Origin of the sequence: Marinobacter antarcticus, assembly GCF_011049865.1 — a bacterium.
In the GTDB taxonomy this organism is placed as follows: Bacteria; Pseudomonadota; Gammaproteobacteria; order Pseudomonadales; family Oleiphilaceae; genus Marinobacter; species Marinobacter antarcticus_A.
The window spans coordinates 42,881-59,437 of the sequence record NZ_DRGY01000100.1 but is presented as its reverse complement, the minus strand read 5'-3'; the positions used below and the strand labels follow the sequence as shown (position 1 = coordinate 59,437).

15 protein-coding genes are annotated in these 16,557 nt (G+C 52.7%); 7 read left to right on the top strand and 8 right to left on the bottom strand.

What is annotated here, in order from left to right; genetic code table 11:
- The first annotated feature begins 60 nt into the window (after positions 1-60).
- The 3 genes from ENI00_RS12730 to ENI00_RS12720 all read left to right on the top strand — a co-directional run bounded on the left by ENI00_RS12730 (position 61) and on the right by ENI00_RS12720 (position 5,261).
- Positions 61-3,207 carry an efflux RND transporter permease subunit gene (locus tag ENI00_RS12730; RefSeq protein WP_304102912.1) on the top strand — a complete coding sequence of 1,049 codons (3,147 nt, stop codon included), beginning with the start codon at positions 61-63 and terminating at the stop codon, positions 3,205-3,207.
- Positions 3,204-4,463 carry a TolC family protein gene (locus tag ENI00_RS12725; RefSeq protein ID WP_304102909.1) on the top strand — a complete coding sequence of 420 codons (1,260 nt, stop codon included), beginning with the start codon at positions 3,204-3,206 and terminating at the stop codon, positions 4,461-4,463. The genes ENI00_RS12730 and ENI00_RS12725 overlap by 4 nt, the downstream gene beginning before the upstream one ends.
- 102 nt (positions 4,464-4,565) lie before the next feature.
- On the top strand, positions 4,566-5,261 hold the full coding sequence (locus tag ENI00_RS12720; protein ID WP_304102906.1) for an MBL fold metallo-hydrolase: 696 nt from the start codon (positions 4,566-4,568) through the stop codon (positions 5,259-5,261).
- Between the two features lie 247 nt (positions 5,262-5,508).
- On the opposite strand, the gene ENI00_RS12715 is transcribed toward ENI00_RS12720, so the two are convergent.
- The 6 genes from ENI00_RS12715 to ENI00_RS12690 form a co-directional block, all read right to left on the bottom strand.
- Positions 5,509-5,817, bottom strand: a complete 309-nt coding sequence (locus tag ENI00_RS12715) for a P-II family nitrogen regulator (protein ID WP_304102903.1) — start codon at positions 5,815-5,817, stop codon at positions 5,509-5,511.
- Positions 5,814-8,903 carry an efflux RND transporter permease subunit gene (locus ENI00_RS12710; RefSeq protein ID WP_304102900.1) on the bottom strand — a complete coding sequence of 1,030 codons (3,090 nt, stop codon included), beginning with the start codon at positions 8,901-8,903 and terminating at the stop codon, positions 5,814-5,816. The genes ENI00_RS12715 and ENI00_RS12710 overlap by 4 nt, the downstream gene beginning before the upstream one ends.
- Positions 8,904-8,906: 3 nt before the next feature.
- On the bottom strand, positions 8,907-10,016 hold the full coding sequence (locus ENI00_RS12705) for an efflux RND transporter periplasmic adaptor subunit (RefSeq protein WP_304102897.1): 1,110 nt from the start codon (positions 10,014-10,016) through the stop codon (positions 8,907-8,909).
- A 2-nt stretch (positions 10,017-10,018) separates the two neighbouring features.
- A complete protein-coding gene (locus ENI00_RS12700; RefSeq protein WP_304102895.1) occupies positions 10,019-11,305 on the bottom strand; it encodes a TolC family protein in 1,287 nt (428 codons plus the stop codon).
- Positions 11,306-11,614: 309 nt separating this feature from the next.
- On the bottom strand, positions 11,615-12,568 hold the full coding sequence (locus ENI00_RS12695) for a M56 family metallopeptidase (protein ID WP_292275068.1): 954 nt from the start codon (positions 12,566-12,568) through the stop codon (positions 11,615-11,617).
- Positions 12,565-12,981, bottom strand: coding sequence for a BlaI/MecI/CopY family transcriptional regulator (locus ENI00_RS12690; protein WP_304102890.1), 417 nt, complete (start codon positions 12,979-12,981; stop codon positions 12,565-12,567). The genes ENI00_RS12695 and ENI00_RS12690 overlap by 4 nt, the downstream gene beginning before the upstream one ends.
- Before the next feature lie 88 nt (positions 12,982-13,069).
- Between ENI00_RS12690 and ENI00_RS18785 the strand changes: the two genes are divergently transcribed.
- From ENI00_RS18785 to ENI00_RS12680, 4 genes are all read left to right on the top strand, one after another.
- Positions 13,070-13,249: a helix-turn-helix domain-containing protein gene (locus ENI00_RS18785; protein WP_367273086.1), complete on the top strand. Its 180-nt coding sequence runs from the start codon at positions 13,070-13,072 to the stop codon at positions 13,247-13,249.
- Positions 13,246-13,524: an IS30 family transposase gene (locus ENI00_RS18780; protein WP_414674256.1), complete on the top strand. Its 279-nt coding sequence runs from the start codon at positions 13,246-13,248 to the stop codon at positions 13,522-13,524. Before ENI00_RS18785 ends, ENI00_RS18780 begins: the two co-directional genes overlap by 4 nt.
- Positions 13,525-13,677: 153 nt before the next feature.
- Positions 13,678-14,115, top strand: coding sequence for a TIGR01244 family sulfur transferase (locus ENI00_RS12685; RefSeq protein WP_304102887.1), 438 nt, complete (start codon positions 13,678-13,680; stop codon positions 14,113-14,115).
- A gap of 38 nt (positions 14,116-14,153) precedes the next feature.
- Complete coding sequence (locus ENI00_RS12680; protein ID WP_414674258.1) at positions 14,154-15,524, top strand: MFS transporter; 1,371 nt, start codon at positions 14,154-14,156, stop codon at positions 15,522-15,524.
- 51 nt (positions 15,525-15,575) lie between these two features.
- Here the strand turns inward: ENI00_RS12680 and ENI00_RS12675 are convergent, their stop codons facing one another.
- Entirely contained in the window at positions 15,576-15,923 is a 348-nt protein-coding gene (locus ENI00_RS12675; protein ID WP_071262976.1) for a DUF6488 family protein, read from the bottom strand.
- Between the two features lie 29 nt (positions 15,924-15,952).
- Positions 15,953-16,549 (bottom strand): hypothetical protein, encoded by a 597-nt coding sequence (locus ENI00_RS12670; protein ID WP_304102884.1) that lies wholly within the window; start codon positions 16,547-16,549, stop codon positions 15,953-15,955.
- Positions 16,550-16,557: the final 8 nt, after the last annotated feature.

Here is a 16,557-nt window from a genome sequence, read left to right as displayed (position 1 = left end):
CCTGCGGGTGCCTGCGACCGCAACCCGGGCATCCGCGCATTCCAGAACCGGATGAACAATATGATCAATACCGTTATCCACTGGTCACTCCATAACCGTTTTTTTGTGCTGCTTGCCACACTGATCCTTACCGGGTGGGGCCTGTATTCGCTGAAAGAAACGCCGATTGATGCCATTCCGGACCTGTCGGACGTGCAGGTTATCGTTAAAACCAGCTATCCGGGGCAGGCACCGCAGGTTGTGGAAGACCAGGTTACCTATCCCCTTACCACCGCCATGCTGTCAGTACCAGGCGCGAAAACTGTTCGCGGCTATTCCTTTTTTGGGGATTCGTTCGTGTACGTGATATTCGACGACGATACCGACCTGTACTGGGCTCGCTCCCGGGTACTGGAATATCTGAGCCAGGTGGCCGGGCAATTGCCGGCCAGCGCCAAACCGGAACTGGGGCCAGATGCCACCGGTGTGGGCTGGGTGTTTGCCTACGCGCTGGTTGATCGAAGCGGCAACAATGATCTGGTGGATCTGAGGTCTCTCCAGGACTGGTTTTTGAAGTTTGAATTACAAACCGTCCCCGGGGTCTCGGAAGTGGCCAGCGTTGGCGGCATGGTCAAACAATATCAGGTGGTGGTCGACCCCAATCGTCTTCGTGCCCACGACATTACGTTGCAGCGCATCCAGGTGGCGATTAACCGGGGCAACCAGGAAGCAGGTGCCTCGGTGATTGAGATGGCGGAAGCGGAATACATGGTGCGAGTGACCGGTTATCTGACTAACGCCGATGACCTTAGGCAGATCCCCCTCGGCGTAAACGTTAATGGCAAGCCACTGCTGCTCAAGGATGTGGCGGATATCCGACTGGGGCCCAAGATGCGACGGGGCATTGCCGAGCTCAATGGCGAGGGCGAGGTTGCCGGTGGCATTGTGGTGATGCGGTTTGGCGAGAATGCCCTTGCAACCATTGAGGGCGTGAAGCAGCGCCTGCGGGAAATCGAGCCCAGCTTGCCCGACGGTGTGGAAATTGTGCCCACCTATGACCGCTCGACCCTGATCAACAACGCCGTGGACAATCTTTACACCAAGCTGGTGGAGGAGTTCCTCGTTGTTATTCTGATCTGCGCCGCGTTCCTCTTTCACCTGCGCTCATCCCTGGTTGTGATTGTCAGTCTCCCGGTGGGCATTCTGACGGCGTTTGTGGTCATGCACTATCAGGGTATCAACGCCAATATTATGTCTTTGGGCGGGATCGCCATCGCCATCGGTGCCATGGTGGACGGGGCTATCGTGATGATCGAAAACGTCCATAAACACATAGAAAAAACACCGTTGACCGCTGAGAACCGTTGGTCGGTCATCGCCCGGGCGGCCGGAGAAGTTGGCGCGCCGCTGTTCTTCTCACTGATGATCATCACCGTCAGCTTTTTACCGGTATTCACCCTGGAGGCGCAGGAAGGCAAGCTCTTTGCCCCCCTTGCATTTACCAAGACCTACGCAATGGCAGCCGCCGCAGGGCTGGCGATCACGCTGGTTCCGGTGTTAATGGGGTATTTCATTCGTGGCAACGTTATTCCGGAGCACCGCAACCCTCTCAATCGTATGCTGATCGCGATCTATTCGCCGGTCATTCGCTGGGCGTTGCATCGGCCGGCCATCATGATCATTGGCGGACTGGTCGTGCTCATGATAGGGCTGTGGCCAGCCAATAGATTGGGTAGCGAATTCATGCCGCCACTCAATGAAGGCGATCTGATGTATATGCCGACGACTTACCCGGGCATATCCATCGGCAAGGCACGGCAGATTTTACAACAGACCGACAAAATGATTGCGACAGTGCCAGAAGTGGCGACAGTTTTCGGCAAGATCGGTCGCGCGGAAACAGCGACCGACCCGGCACCACTGACCATGATTGAGACCTTCATCCAGTTCAAACCCCGTGACCAGTGGCGACCGGACATGACACCCGACAAAGTCCGAAAAGAACTGGAACGGATCGTTAAACTGCCAGGGCTGACAAATGCCTGGGTTATGCCCATAAAAACCCGAATCGATATGCTCTCTACCGGCATTAAAACCCCCGTGGGCATCAAGGTGGCCGGTTCCGATCTAGCGGTTATTGAGAGCATTGGCCAGCAGCTTGAGGCCATTCTCAACAAAGTCCCCGGAACCGCTTCTGCGTTCTCCGAGCGGGTAGCCGGCGGCCGCTATGTCAAAGTGGATATACAGCGTGACACCGCTGCCCGTTTTGGTCTCAACATAGAGGATGTTCAGGCCGTCGTACGCACGGCGATCGGGGGCATGGATGTGGCAACCACCGTGGAGGGGCTGGAGCGCTATCCCATCAATATGCGCTACCCCCAGCAATATCGGGACTCAGTAGCGCAAATGCGGCTACTGCCGATAGTGACCCCCGACGGGCAGCGCATTGCCCTCGCCGATGTCGCCGATGTCCGTATAGATAACGGGCCACCGATGATCAAATCCGAAAATGGTCGCATCAACGGCTGGACCCTCGTGGATATTGCAGACCGGGATCTGGGAACCTGGATTGAAGACGCGCAGGCACGGGTTCGGGAAGAGCTTGATTTACCTGCAGGTTATTCCGTCACCTGGTCCGGTCAGTATGAATACATGCAGCGGGCCAAAGAACGGCTGACGGTGGTCGTTCCGTTGACGCTCGCCATTATCCTGATACTGCTATACCTGAACTTCCGTAATCTCATTGAGGTGGGCATCATCTTTGGCACCCTGCCCTTCGCCATGATCGGCGGTATCTGGTTGATGTATCTGCTGGGCTACAACTTGTCAGTAGCGGTGGCGGTCGGGTTTATTGCCCTCGCCGGTGTTGCCGTTGAAATCGGCGTGTTGATGCTGGTTTACCTGAACCAGGCCTTGCGCGAGGCGGTGGAATCCGTCGACCACCAGATGTCCAGGCTCACCCCGGAGTTGCTCGGCGAGGCCGTTTCCCGTGGCGCTGCCCAGCGAGTGCGTCCCATCATGATGACATTTTCTGCCATCGTCGCGGGTCTCGTGCCCATCATGTTTGGCAGTGGTACCGGTTCCGAAGTGATGCAGCGCATTGCCGGCCCCATGATCGGCGGCATGGTCACTACGCTTATTCTTACCCTGCTACTGATTCCTGTGATTTTCTATTTATGGCAGCTTCATCGCCTGAAGCGCTTTGTACGTGAAGGAGCTCAATCATGACATTCGCTCTAACTCGATTCCTGATCCGTCCTATTCTCGTCGGTTCCATCCTGACGATTGCAGTTTCCGTCAGCTATGTCCGGGCTGAGGTACAACCCGGACGGCCGGCGGATATTAATGACTGGATTGAAAAGGCACTCGACACCAATGCGTCGCTGGCTGGCACGCGAGAAACGATCTCCGCGGCCCGCGCCGCCGGCGAAGCCAGCGGCACCTGGGATGACCCGGTGGCGAAATACGCGTTAGCGCCACAAACCCTGGAAGGCGGAAGCACGGTAGGCCACCGCTTTGAAATCTCCCAGAAACTGCCCTGGCCTGATCAGTTGGAGGCCTCTGAAAACGCGGCGGCTGCCCAGATAAGAGGTGCCCGTGCCGACGCCCAGTGGGCGGAGCGACAATTAACAGCGCAGGTAAAAGCGGCTTACGCGAATTGGTGGTATATCGATCAAGCCATTCAACTGCACCATCAAACCCGCAACCATGTCTCGCAGCTTATTGAGATCACCGAGCAGCGGCTGGCCTATGGCAAGGCTCCGCAAAGCCAGTTGCTGCGGCTCACAACGGAACTTGATGCGCTGGATGCCCAGTTTATTGGCCTGGGAGAGGAACAGGACAAGCTGCGTGCCAGCCTGTTACCGCTGTTGGGTGCTGAGCCCGATTCGCAGCCTGTTTCATTGCGGGTTCCTCCGCTCTCAGCTTTACCACGGACAACCGACATGACTGACGCGCACCCGTTGCTGTTGTCTGTCAAAGCCCGAAAAGAAGCCGCCGCCGCCAGGCTAAAAGAAAAAGAGGCCGGTCAGCGCCCTTCTTTTACGGCAAATGCGGGCTACAACAGTCTCTGGGCCGACGAAGACAAGCGCTGGACCATCGGCGTTGGTGTTCAGATACCCTTCACCGGACGCCGCCAGAGCAGCGCCGTACAACAGGCAAAATCCCAACTGGCACAACAGGAGTGGAATCTGCTCCAGACTCGCCGGGAATGGAAGGCCGCGACCGCCCAGGCGATTGCGGCGATCCGCGCCAGCTATTCGCGACTGGATATTCTTAAGGACCGGCAGGTGCCGAACCAGACCGCACACTGGCAGGCGATGCTGGACGAAATCGGCAGCGGGCGTGGCGATATCGAAGCCGCCATCGACAGTGCCCGGAAACTGACGGCTCTCAAACTGGAGAAAGCAAGACTTCAAAGGCAACTGTTCGCCGCGTTGGGTCAACTTGAAAGCTGGTTGCCAGAGGCCGCTGCTGTTCGATAAGAGGCATGGAGGTCACTTCTTTGTGATTGACAGGTGCCTCCCTTGTTATTACGTTAAGTTACAAGCTTAGATTATTTTACATTTCTCGCGAGGATGAACTTTATGCTGTTCCGTCAGCTTTTCGACAAAACGTCCAGCACCTATACCTACCTCATCGCCTCAGGCCGCGGGCGGGAAGCGGTGATTATCGACCCCGTAAAAGAATCTACGGAGGCCTATCTTGGATTGATTGATCAACTTGGCCTCAAACTTGTCAGGGCGATCGACACCCACACGCACGCTGATCACGTCACCGCCCTGGGCGCTCTGCGTGACGCCACTCAGTGCGTCACCATCATGGGTGAATTTACCAAGGCGGAATGCGTGTCAGAGCATGTGTCGGAAGGCGACCGGATCGACATCGACGGCATCCGCCTGGAGGCCATATACACCCCTGGCCACACGGATGAGTCCTTCAGTTTTTACTGGAATCAGGGCAGCCAGCAGGCCGTCTTCACGGGCGATGTACTGTTGATTCGCGGCAGTGGCCGGACGGATTTCCAGGGCGGCGATCCGCGCAAAAGCTACGATTCCATCGTCAACAAGCTGTTCTGCTTGCCAGACGATACGTTGGTGTATCCCGCCCATGACTACAAAGGAATGCTGAGCTCTTCCATCTACGAGGAAAAACATTACAACCCACGTTTGGCGGGCAAATCGGAAGCCGAGTACGCCCAGATTATGAATAATCTGGATTTGCCCAACCCCAAGCTGATGGATATTGCCGTACCGGCTAATCTGGCCTGTGGCAAGCAATAGTGGCACTTGTGAGCATGAATTTTCGCCCAGGAACACATTATTCGAATCGATGAGAATCTCTATGGACAGCTCTGGATGACGAAACACACGAGAGTTAGGATTGAACCCACATGGGAAGAATTCAATGAACTGGACTGCAAATATTCAAGGCCTGATTGGAGGCATCGGCACTGGCGTCGGCAGCGGCTGTCTTTTGTGCGGCCCCCTCTGCCGCCAGTGAAACCTTAATTCGCCCATTTTGTTAGCCCTATAGCCGCCCACTGTTTTGCACATTGGTTACCCAAAAGACACCCAGTTCGTTACCACCGCTGGACATTGCGCGCACTGAGTCAAGCACGGTATCAACGTGGCTATCATCAAGTAGAATATCCACACGGATTCGGGGAACGTAACCCACCACCATATCGCGAGCCGAGAGGAAAGGATCGTGTACCTCCTTTGCCCCATGTCCCTCAACATGACTGAAAGTAAAACCCTCTATTTGCGTTAAACTACGCAATAAGTCAGATAAATTCTGCTGACTATTGCTGTGCACAATCATAATAAGAACTTTCATACCATCACCTCTTTGTCAGTGTGCAACCTGGCTTCGGCCCGGCCTTCAAGCCACGCGTAGAGTGTTGGCAGCAATACTAAAGTAAGTACCGTTGAGGAGAACAAACCACCGATAACCACAACAGCTAATGGTCGTTGTAACTCAGACCCGGGGCCAGTGGCGAACAACAGTGGCATGAGCCCGAAACTTGCGATCAAGGCAGTCATAAGTACTGGCATCAAACGACGTTCGGCACCTTCCTGTACGGCTTGAATAATACTACGCCCAGACTCACGTAACTGGTTAAAATAAGTAACCATCACCACACCGTTAAGAACAGCGACACCAAACAAGGTTATAAAACCAACCGAGGCAGGGACGGAAAGATACAGACCAGACACAAAGAGACTGACAACGCCACCGATCATTGCGAAGGGGATATTTAAGATTATCAAGCTTGCCTGCCCCAACGAACGGAACGTAATAAATAGCATCAAAAATATTAACGCGATTGCAATAGGGACTACGAGGACCAAGCGAGCAGAAGCGCGTTGTTGGTTTTCAAACTGTCCGCCGAAGGTAACGTAGTAACCTGGTGGTAGTGTTATATTGCGCTCAATAGATTCACGAACCTCATCGACAAAACTGACCACATCGCGTCCATCAACATTGGACTGTATGACCACCTGTCGTTTAGCCGACTCGCGTGTAATAGCCACAGGTCCATCTACTTCTTGAATATCCGCCAGGCTACTCAATGGTATTTTGTTACCGTTGGGCGATTCCACAAACAAGCTTCCGATAGCCACCGGAGAAAACCGCGCTTCTTCAGGGTAGCGAAGTAATACACCGATGCGCTGATTGCCTTCGATTACCTCGGTGACAACACGGCCCCCGACAGCCACTTCTATCAGCTGATTAATATCTTCGTTATTGATGCCAAAACGGGCGATAGCCTGAGGGCGAATGTTAATTTCCAAATAACTCTGCCCTGACAGCTGTCCACGAAACACGTCCACGGCGCCGGGAACGTTATTGACCAAGGCTTTGATTTGTTTAGATTTTTCTTCCAGAACAGAAAGATCGTCGCCGTAGAGTTTAATCGCCATAGCGGCACGCACGCCCGTCAACATCTCAGATACGCGCATGTCAATGGGTTGGGTAAACGCATAGTCAATGCCAATAAATTGATCCAATTTTTTACGCAGATTTTCCTGGTGTTCTTCGAGGCTCACCGTCCACTCACTTCGCGGCTTGGTGATCAGAATGTTATCCGTTTGGTAAAGCCCCATCGGATCCAGGCGTAATTCATCGGCACCCGTTCGTGACACAACACCAGTGACCTCCGGTAGTTCCATCATGGCCTTTTGGAAAGGGGCATCCAACTCTAGTGAGCGTTCCAGTGAAACACTGGGTAGCTTTTCAATGATGACCACGGTGGTACCTTCATCCATTACCGGCATAAATTCTTTTCCGATAAAGGGGTACATAATCATAGCCACAACCAAAGCCCCAAGGGCAACGGCAATGGCGAGCTTTCGTTGGCTAAGTGCCCAATTCATTACGGGTAAGTAGGCATGCTTCAAGGCGCCTGATACGCGCCCTTCTTTTTCTGCGCCTCCTTTCATCAATAAGCTCGCTAGTACCGGTATCACGGTTAACGATAGAAGAAGGGAGGCCACGAGCGCAAAGGAAATGGTCACGGCAAGCGGCGTGAACATCTTCCCCTCAAGTCCCGAGAGACTGAAGAGCGGAAGAAAAACGACAATAATGATCAAGATGCCTGAAATAACGGGAGTTGCCACTTCCAAGGTCGCACGATAAACCAAATGTAGACGACTCACGCCTTTAGGTGCGCGGTTAAGTTGAGAGTGAATGTTTTCCACCACAACGACCGCGGCATCTACCAGAATCCCAATGGCAATAGCCAACCCTCCTAGCGACATAAGATTGGCAGGTACACCGAAAAGACGCATCATAATAAATGTAAATAAAACAGATAACGGCAGGATCAATGCGACCGTCAATGCCGCACGCAAATTTCCAAGCATTACAATCAATACCAATAACACCAGAATCACAGCTTCGCCTAAGGCCTTTTCAACGGTCCACACCGCTGCTGAAACCAAATCGGTTCGATCATAGAACGGGACTAATTCCACACCTTGAGGCAACGCTGACTGCATTGCGTCTATTTCTTTTTTAACGCCGTCTATTGTGCTGCGACTGTTAGCGCCTTTACGCAACAGCACTAAACCAGTGACAACCTCACCTTGCGCGTCAGCGGTCACCGCTCCATAGCGTGTCAACGAGTTGATACGCACGTCGGCAATATCATCCACATGCACGGGTGTGCCGTTGCGGCTGGTCACGGTAATACTGCGAATATCCTTCAGGCCAGAAAGCTGACCTTCAGTGCGTACCAACAGCACCTCGTTATTGCGATTAATACGACCACCACCGGCATTGCGGTTATTGTTTTCCAGTGTGGCTTGTAAATCGTTGATGCTGAGCCCATAGGCCATTAAGGCGTCCTGATTGGCAACCACTTCGAATACTTTTACATCGCCACCCAGTGAATTGACTTCTGCCACACCGGCAACTGAACGCAAGCGCGGACGAATGACCCAGTCTTGAATGCGGCGCAATTCTTGATTACTATAGCCAACGCCCTGAACGCGATACATATAGCCTTCGCCCAAGGGGGTTGTAACCGGCCCCAGGCCTCCTTCAACGCCATCGGGCAGTTCACTCCAGACTTGATTCAAACGCTCCGTTACCTGCTGACGCGCCCAATAAATATCGACACCATCCTCGAAGTCGATAGTGACAATGCTGAGCGCGTTCTTCGTCATCGAACGTAACACGACCTGGCGCGGCAACCCTTGCATTCCCATTTCAATCGGGAAAGTAATTCGGCTTTCTACTTCCGTAGGTGCCAAGCCCGGGGCCTTAATAATAATTGACACTTGCGGCGATGCGATATCGGGAAAGGCATCGATAGGAAGAGTGCGAAAAGCCCACAGGCCTGCAACGCTAAGGGCACCTGCTAACAGCAGGATCATTAACCGTTGTATCAAGGCAAAACGAATCAGGGAAGCAATCATAAGCTACTCGCCTCCCTGATATTGCCAATGAGATTTCAACTCTGCCACACCCTGGGTTACAACTGTGGCTCCTGTTTCCAGGCCGCTTTGGATCGGTATCAACCCATCTGCTCCAGACCCAATATCCACTTGTGTGGGCTCAAATCGGCCCCCGCCCAAGGCCTGGAATACGTACGCCTGATCGCCCACCCTGAACACCGCACTCGCAGGCACCGTCAAGCTTTGATTGACGACACCTGATATGCTCACTTCAGCGTACATACCCGGGTAGAGTAAGCCTTCCGAATTTGCCACCACGATTCGGCCCTCTAGTGTTTGGCTTTGGCGGTTAACTTCTGTGCCGAGCGATTGCAGCTTGCCGTGAAAGGGACGGTCAGGAGTGGATTGGACTTGAATCAAAGCCTCAGCGCCTACTTTGACAAGCGGTAAACTCGCGACTGGAATCTGAACTTCAAGCCAAAGACTCGAGAGATCATCGACGTGAAAAGCTGCCTCACCGGCCGGTAACAATTGACCGGATTCGATCGTTGAGACTGACACAATTCCGTCAATGGGGCTGGTCAATTCAAATTCGGCCAGTAGGTCGGGTTTATCTTCTAATGCCTGGATTTGCTGATCGGAAAGTCCAGTCAAAGACAAAAGCCGTCGCCGTTGTTTCAGGTTGGCACGGGCCGTTTTATAGTCACTGTTCACCTTGAGCAAGCGACTCTCCGAGACGATCCCTTCTCGCCTTAAGCCAGCAATCCTGGTTTTTTCGGTCTGTGTGAGCTGGAATAGAAAGAGGGCTTCCAGGTAATCGGCTTGGGCCTGGCCCAAGGTGTTACTGCGCAACTTGGCCAGTACCTGCCCCTCGCGTACACGATCGTGCGCAACGACCTTTAGCTCAGTCACGATGCCTTCCACGACTGACGCGATGCGATTGCTCTTACGCTGATCAGACGTCAAAATCCCCGTCAACTTTACGCGTGAAGCATACTCACGAGAAGCGACAGTAATCGTAGTCAAACCGGCTGTCTTGAGTTGCTCAGTACTCAACTCAAGCTCGGCGCCGTGCACCAGAACCGAAAAGAGTGGGAGTGCAATGATCAGTAGACTTTTAATGAAGATATTCATGGTTATTTTTCCTGTTCTGCATTCAAGGAGGATCGCCCAGCGGTCAGTTGAAGCTCAGCCCTCTCGGTCCATGCCAATTGAAGTAATCCCAGGTAGCGGGTATGTGCATTAAAATACGTGCTGTTAGCATCAATTAAAGACAAAATCTCCACTTCACCCGACAAGTAGGCTTTGTTGGTGAGATCCAGGACTTCTCGTGCAGGTTCAAATACACGAGCGCGATAATGCGTGGCCTGTTGCACCAGGTGCTTAAGATGAATATAACTTTGTCTTACCCGACTGGTGATATCCCGTCGTAAAGAATTCAGATCTGACTGGGCTTCCCTTACCTCGGCAAGGGACTGACTTCGTTGCCCGCTTTTTCTGTCCCAAAGCGGTACCGTAATACTGAGGCCAATGCCGATAGATTTTTGACGGCGCCCACCTAAAAAATCTTCCGCTTGAAACACACTGAGAACCGGATCAGGCCAGCGACTCGCCTGAGACAGCTTTACGTTAGACTGTGAAGCGCCTATGCGATGCTGCGCAACCACGAACAATGGTTGGTCGGCCAAATTCATTTCAAAGGTGGCTAATGGTGGCACTGACTCCAGGGGCCTCAACGGTGTTAGAGTTAAGTTGACGGTTGAGGGTAACCCTAAATAAGCGCGATATTGACTCAACGCCTCGTGGTATTCACCTTCAGCCTTGTCCAGAATCTGCTGCGCCTCTTCACGGACAAGACCCAGACGAAGGCGTTCGAGTTTGGATAATTCTCCGGCTTGTTCGCGCCGTAAAGTAGCCGCTTTCAGTTCGTCAGCCAGTTTTAAGCGTTGCTCCGCGAGTTCTAAATTGGCCGTCGTCAATTGTAACTGCCGAAATCGCATTGCCGTCTGTTGCTCAAGCACTAATCGCTGATAGCGACGGTTAGCCTTCGCACCCTGTAGTGCTTCGCTCGCTATCGCTTTTTGGTGAGAGAGGCGACCACTTAGTGGCAAGGGTAGGCTGAATGCATACTGGGTTATATCGTTGCCCCCCGAGCCATCTTCAATACCCAGCTTGTCATCACTTTGAACCGAAATCGTTGGATTGGGCCACGCCCCCGCCTGCTGCAATGCGCCTTGCCGGGCATTGACTTTTGCCTCGGCCGTTTTTATTTCCGGAGCAATGTCGAGTACACGCTGTATGCTATTTTCAAGTGTCCATAGGTCAGGCAGGGTGGTCTCTTCTTGTTGCGCTAGTGTGGTTATGGGCAACAATAATATTGCCACGAGCACGAACCTGGGTTGCGGTTGAGCCAAACTAAACATGAACTGCTCCTGTAACGGTGTGAGCCATTGGACTCGAAAAGTAAATTGGCGATTCATAACAGTGCGTCAGGGATAGAGTCATCAGCCCAACCTAAAATGTAAGTCACAAGGATGCTAAAACAGCGAAAAATATTATATTTTGTAACCGCCTTATGTTTTTAATGTCACAACAATCGGCAATACGTTTTTATTCTTCCAATACCAGCCGTTCGATTAACTAAAGAGTTGACGCATAAAAACCGACTGGCAATCGGTATTTTGTGCGTCGTTTTATATTTAAAATAAACTCCATTGATCATTTTTATTCGGTTAAGCTCTTAATATGGCTTCTAGAGCGTTGTGTATCGGTGCGGCGCCGCTAGTAATGATGACAATAGCGGTTATTAAACAAAGAGCCGCTGAACATTTAGGAAGATCACGACTTGGCGACTGAGCTAATAAATACTGCACACGTCGCTCCAAAGCCGAGCCCACAAATTGACACACTGGCTCGCTAGTTTTGAGCGGCTTTATGAGTCGCTGCATGACAACGATTGTCTCGGCGACAGCAATAGGATCTTCGGTGTGTTGTGCCACGTGCTGATCCGCCCGAAGCTCCAAGGTAACGGCATGTTCTGATAAAATGGCTCGTTTAACCCGTGGCCAATGAAAGGCACATAACAAACGTAACGCCCATTTATAGCCATTATCATAATGACGCAAATGTACTTGTTCATGATTACAGATAATGTCCAACTGTTGAGGTGTTAATAATCGTATAAGTTCGGTGGACAGGGCTGCGACCGGCTTAAAGAGACCCACTGAGAACGCCAGGGGCTGCGTTGCCTCCACTACATGGATATCCGGTGCCAGCGTTGCATAGGTGTTGGTTTCGATCGAATCAGCTAGTGCGTAAGCGCGACGCCACTGTAATAACGCGTTGATAGTAGCCCAGAAGAGAAGCCCCAATAGCCCAATGAAAAGCGTGAATTCCCCGATAGAGAGCATATGTGATGCGGGTTGCATTACGCAGCCACCGGGATTGTGACAATGATCGAATGGCAATTTAGAGTCATGATAGATTGACGGGAGTGAAACCATGACTCCAATTACCAAGCCACCTAATAGCGGCCAAGCAGCAAATAGGCGCAGTAAAAATAATCGTGAGCGAGGATTAAACTGATTAGACCATCGCAAAAATGCATGGGCTATGAGCGCACTGGCAACACTGAAGCTTAAGACCGCGACTGAAATAAGAAATAAACTATGCATCACCAAGTTCATACTGGCTTTCTTTGTTTTTGGTTTTTCTTGCGCTCCGCCTTTTTGCTGGCGATTAAATGCTCTAGGCGCTGTAAACTTTCTTCATCAATATTGACAGAAATATCCACGAAGGCTTCCAGCACCGCGTCGGCATCATTTTTGGCCAGCTCTTCTGTAATGGTTTGAATGAGAGAGCCCAACAGCGCTTTGCGTTCGACAGAAGGTGAGTAATTAAACGCATGGCCGCTTTTTACACGCGTCAACAGGCCCTTTTTATATAGACGATCCAACGTGGATTGAATGGTATTTAAGGTGCCACCACGGCGTGGCTCAAAGTGGCTATGTACCTGTTTCGCATCCGCTATGTGCTCGCGCCACAGATAATTAAGCACTAATTTTTCAAGCTCACCCAGTTGCATGGATTTTGTTACCATCGGTCAATACCGTTGCGTTGAACTATCAATTTGCACCCAAATAAACATAGAGGCATAAAAACCGATAGTCAATAGGTTTTATGTCTCTATGTTTTCGTTTGCTCTAGGACTAGCGTCTCTACTGTGCCCAAACCCGCAGCCCCTTTTGACCCGAGGGTCACGATATCAGGTTTTAGCGTGGATGAATGCGGGACGAAGCTTGCGCCAAATAGCCCAAACACTGGGTTGTCACAGCTCAACGGTTAGCTGTGAGTTGAAGCGCAGTTGAGCAGCGACTGTAGATCGGAGACTGGGAGGGCGGGCCCGACGGCGGATGCCATGATCCGGATGCTGCGGCCTCTCAGAGGCGCTGTGAAGACACTGACACTGGATAATGGCTCAGAGTTTGCGGAGCACCGGTGCGTTGGGATGACGGTCACAGCCAGCACGTATTTCTGTGATCCGTGCCGTTCAAGTCAACGCGGCATTAATGAGAATACCAACGGCCTGATCCTGCAATATTTCCCGAAGGGAACGGACTTCAGGAATGTCACAGAAGCCTAGCTAAAGCGGGTGGTGGATAAGCTTAACAATCGGCCCAGAAAGCGACTTGGACATCACACTCCGGCAGAGATATTCTGGGATGAGCATTCAGGCACTCTGAAAACAGGTGGTGCTGCACTTATTCTATGAATCCAAGATTAAAGGAGATCTTCGATGGATATCAAACAAGTTGATGAGCGATTCAGCGTAATGGCGCAACCTGGTATTGACGACATTGAACAACTGGCAAACGCGGGTTTCCGCACGATTATTGCCAGCCGACCCAGAAATGAAACGGACGACCAGCCTGATACCGAAACCCTGAAAAACAAGGCAGAGTCGCTCGGCATCACCTGGTACGAAATTCCGGTCGAACCGGGAAAGTACGCCCCAGAGGACATCGAGGCTTTTGCCAGCGCGTTGCAATCATCCACGGACCCGGTTCTGGGCTATTGTCGCACCGGTAAGCGCGCCATCCACTTGTGGGCCTATGCCAATGCGGCTCACCATCCGGTCACGGACCTGCTTGGCAAAGCCAGTGCAGTCGGCTATGACCTGGAGCCGCTGCGAGCCGATCTTGAGACGTATCGGAATCGGACGGTGAAAAACTGATCGGAAGATATGAGGTTAATAAGGTGTACCGACTGGGTATCTTCTCCCCACTTAGAATTCGTACCTACAAGCGCCTTTTCAGTGCTCAGGTAATCGCGCTGGCGGGGACCGGCCTGACGACGGTTGCGCTGGCGCTCCTGGCCTATGATCTGGCGGGCGGCAATGCGGGCCAGGTGCTCGGCATTGCGCTGGCGCTTAAAATGATCGCCTATGTGGTCATCGCGCCGCTGTTTGGCGCTGTTGCCCAGAAACTTCCGCGCCGCTCTCTGCTGGTAACGCTGGATATCCTGCGAGCCTGCGTGGTGGCGGTTCTGCCTTTCGTCACTGAGGTTTGGCAGATCTATACGCTGGTGTTTGTTCTCAACGTTTTTTCGGCCGGCTTCACGCCGGTTTTCCAGGCAACCATCCCTGATATCGTGACGGATCAAGCTGAGTACACCAAGGCGCTGTCGCTGTCCCGTCTGGCTTACGATCTGGAGAACCTGCTGAGTCCGATGCTAGCGGCGGCTCTGATTACCATCATGACGTTTGATGTACTGTTTCTGATGAATGGTTTTGCCTTTGTCCTTTCCGCCGCTTTCGTCCTATCCGTCACCTTGCCCGCTCGCACTGACGACTCTCTCGGTGAGCCCTTCTGGACGAGAGTCACCAAAGGCGCACGTATCTATCTGAAAACACCAAGACTCCGAGGGTTGCTTGCCCTGAGCATGGCGGTCTCTTCTGCGGGGGCCATGCAAATCGTCAACACCGTCGTTTATGTACGGAGCCATCTTGGGCTTGCCGAGGAATGGGTAGCGCTCGCGTTTGCAGCCGCAGGTGGTGGTTCTATGGCAGTGGCGCTCACCCTGCCGGGTATTCTGAGCAGGGTTCAGCCGAGGTCCTGCATGTTGTTTGGAGGATTCGTTCTTTCCCTGAGTGTTCTGGCTGGGGCCACAATGCCGGGGATTCCATTGCTGATTTTGCTGTGGTTTCTGATGGGAGCCGGGATGTCGATGATCCTCACACCTGCGGGACGATTGTTGACGCAATCAAGTCGCGAGAAAGATCGTCCGGCGCTGTTCGCCGCCCAGTTTTCGCTGTCCCATGCGTGCTGGCTGGTCACCTACCCCCTTGCCGGATGGCTCGGTGTTCAGGTGGGATTAATGGGGGCTTTTATGGTTCTGGGTTCGATAGCTCTCTTGTCCGTGGTTACTGCCGCACTGCTCTGGCCGCGCCAGGACCCGGATTATCTGGAGCATACCCATCACGCGGTAACTCACGGTCATTACCACTACCACGATGAGCATCATCAACACGAACATGAAGGATGGGAGGGCCCAGAACCCCACCACCACACCCACAGACATTCACACAAAATCCATGAACACGACTTCGTGATCGACGATCATCATATCTACTGGCCCAAATAAAAAGGGCGTGCTACCCATTGAGTAGCACGCCCTCATTATGCCGCCTGGATGTTACAGATCGCCGGTGTGGTTCGCCCCAACCGGGTTGCCGAATTCATCGACGAACACGAACAGCCTGGACTTGTTCTCATCCGTAGCCTTGGGGTTGGCGTACTCCACTACCCAAAGGCTACCGGCCGAGCTCGAACGTTGCTGGGCACTACTGCCTTCGATATCGCTCCATGCGGAAGAGACCTGGTTCGAACTGATCAGTTGCTGCTTTACGGTCGCTGCCTTCTGGGTTGCCTGTGCTTTGGAAATAGGCTCCGATACGCCGTGGCTATGCCCGGCACCCGCAAACGCCTGTCCAGCGAATGAAAAAACGAGAGCGACTGTGAACGAAAGAATGATGTTTTTCATGGAATAACTCCTTAACGATGATTAATTGATTACTTCTTGGTGATGCCGTCGTAAAAACCGCTGGTTCGGAGCACGATGGTAACCGTCTCGTCGCCGCGATTTCGCCAATACCAGCCATGGGTGCCGTCAAATGGCGCCTCGAAAGCACCGTTTGCAGCGGGTTCATTTCTTCCCTGCCAGTAGCTGGTGAAATTGTCGCCGTCGTTATAACGTTCACCGTGCATGTCGAAATTAACGGGGCCACCTTCTGAGGCCCAGCTGAAAACCATGCGGTCGCCTGCTTTCATGGTGGCCTTTACCTCAAGGCCCTCGCCCGGTTTCAGAGTGACTCTTGTTGTGTCTGAACTCAGCTTGCCCGACGTCTTCCACACGGGGCCTGCGGAAAGCGCGAGCAGGTTGTCGGACGATGAGCCAACCTCCGAAGATGCCGGCTCCGCAGCATTTGCCTGGCTGAGCATGGTCAGTCCCATAGCCCCTCCCAGCCCGGTCGGATCAATACCGTATTCTGCAGGCAGAATAGCTATGATCAGAGTCAGCAGGCCAATGACAGCGGCAACGCCGGTGGCCTTGATCAGCCTCTTTGTCGATGGCAGCCCTTCGCGATCCATATTTGAAATGTCTTGCATGATCTATG

Excerpts from the sequence above, each read along its gene's own strand:
- ENI00_RS12730 (WP_304102912.1), top strand. The coding sequence starts at position 61 with ATGATCAATACCGTTATCCACTGGTCACTCCATAACCGTTTTTTTGTG.
- ENI00_RS12725 (WP_304102909.1), top strand. The coding sequence starts at position 3,204 with ATGACATTCGCTCTAACTCGATTCCTGATCCGTCCTATTCTCGTCGGT.
- ENI00_RS12720 (WP_304102906.1), top strand. The coding sequence starts at position 4,566 with ATGCTGTTCCGTCAGCTTTTCGACAAAACGTCCAGCACCTATACCTAC.
- ENI00_RS12715 (WP_304102903.1), bottom strand. The coding sequence starts at position 5,817 with ATGAAAGTTCTTATTATGATTGTGCACAGCAATAGTCAGCAGAATTTA.
- ENI00_RS12710 (WP_304102900.1), bottom strand. The coding sequence starts at position 8,903 with ATGATTGCTTCCCTGATTCGTTTTGCCTTGATACAACGGTTAATGATC.
- ENI00_RS12705 (WP_304102897.1), bottom strand. The coding sequence starts at position 10,016 with ATGAATATCTTCATTAAAAGTCTACTGATCATTGCACTCCCACTCTTT.
- ENI00_RS12700 (WP_304102895.1), bottom strand. The coding sequence starts at position 11,305 with ATGTTTAGTTTGGCTCAACCGCAACCCAGGTTCGTGCTCGTGGCAATA.
- ENI00_RS12695 (WP_292275068.1), bottom strand. The coding sequence starts at position 12,568 with ATGAACTTGGTGATGCATAGTTTATTTCTTATTTCAGTCGCGGTCTTA.
- ENI00_RS12690 (WP_304102890.1), bottom strand. The coding sequence starts at position 12,981 with ATGGTAACAAAATCCATGCAACTGGGTGAGCTTGAAAAATTAGTGCTT.
- ENI00_RS18785 (WP_367273086.1), top strand. The coding sequence starts at position 13,070 with ATGTTTTCGTTTGCTCTAGGACTAGCGTCTCTACTGTGCCCAAACCCG.
- ENI00_RS12685 (WP_304102887.1), top strand. The coding sequence starts at position 13,678 with ATGGATATCAAACAAGTTGATGAGCGATTCAGCGTAATGGCGCAACCT.
- ENI00_RS12675 (WP_071262976.1), bottom strand. The coding sequence starts at position 15,923 with ATGAAAAACATCATTCTTTCGTTCACAGTCGCTCTCGTTTTTTCATTC.
- ENI00_RS12670 (WP_304102884.1), bottom strand. The coding sequence starts at position 16,549 with ATGCAAGACATTTCAAATATGGATCGCGAAGGGCTGCCATCGACAAAG.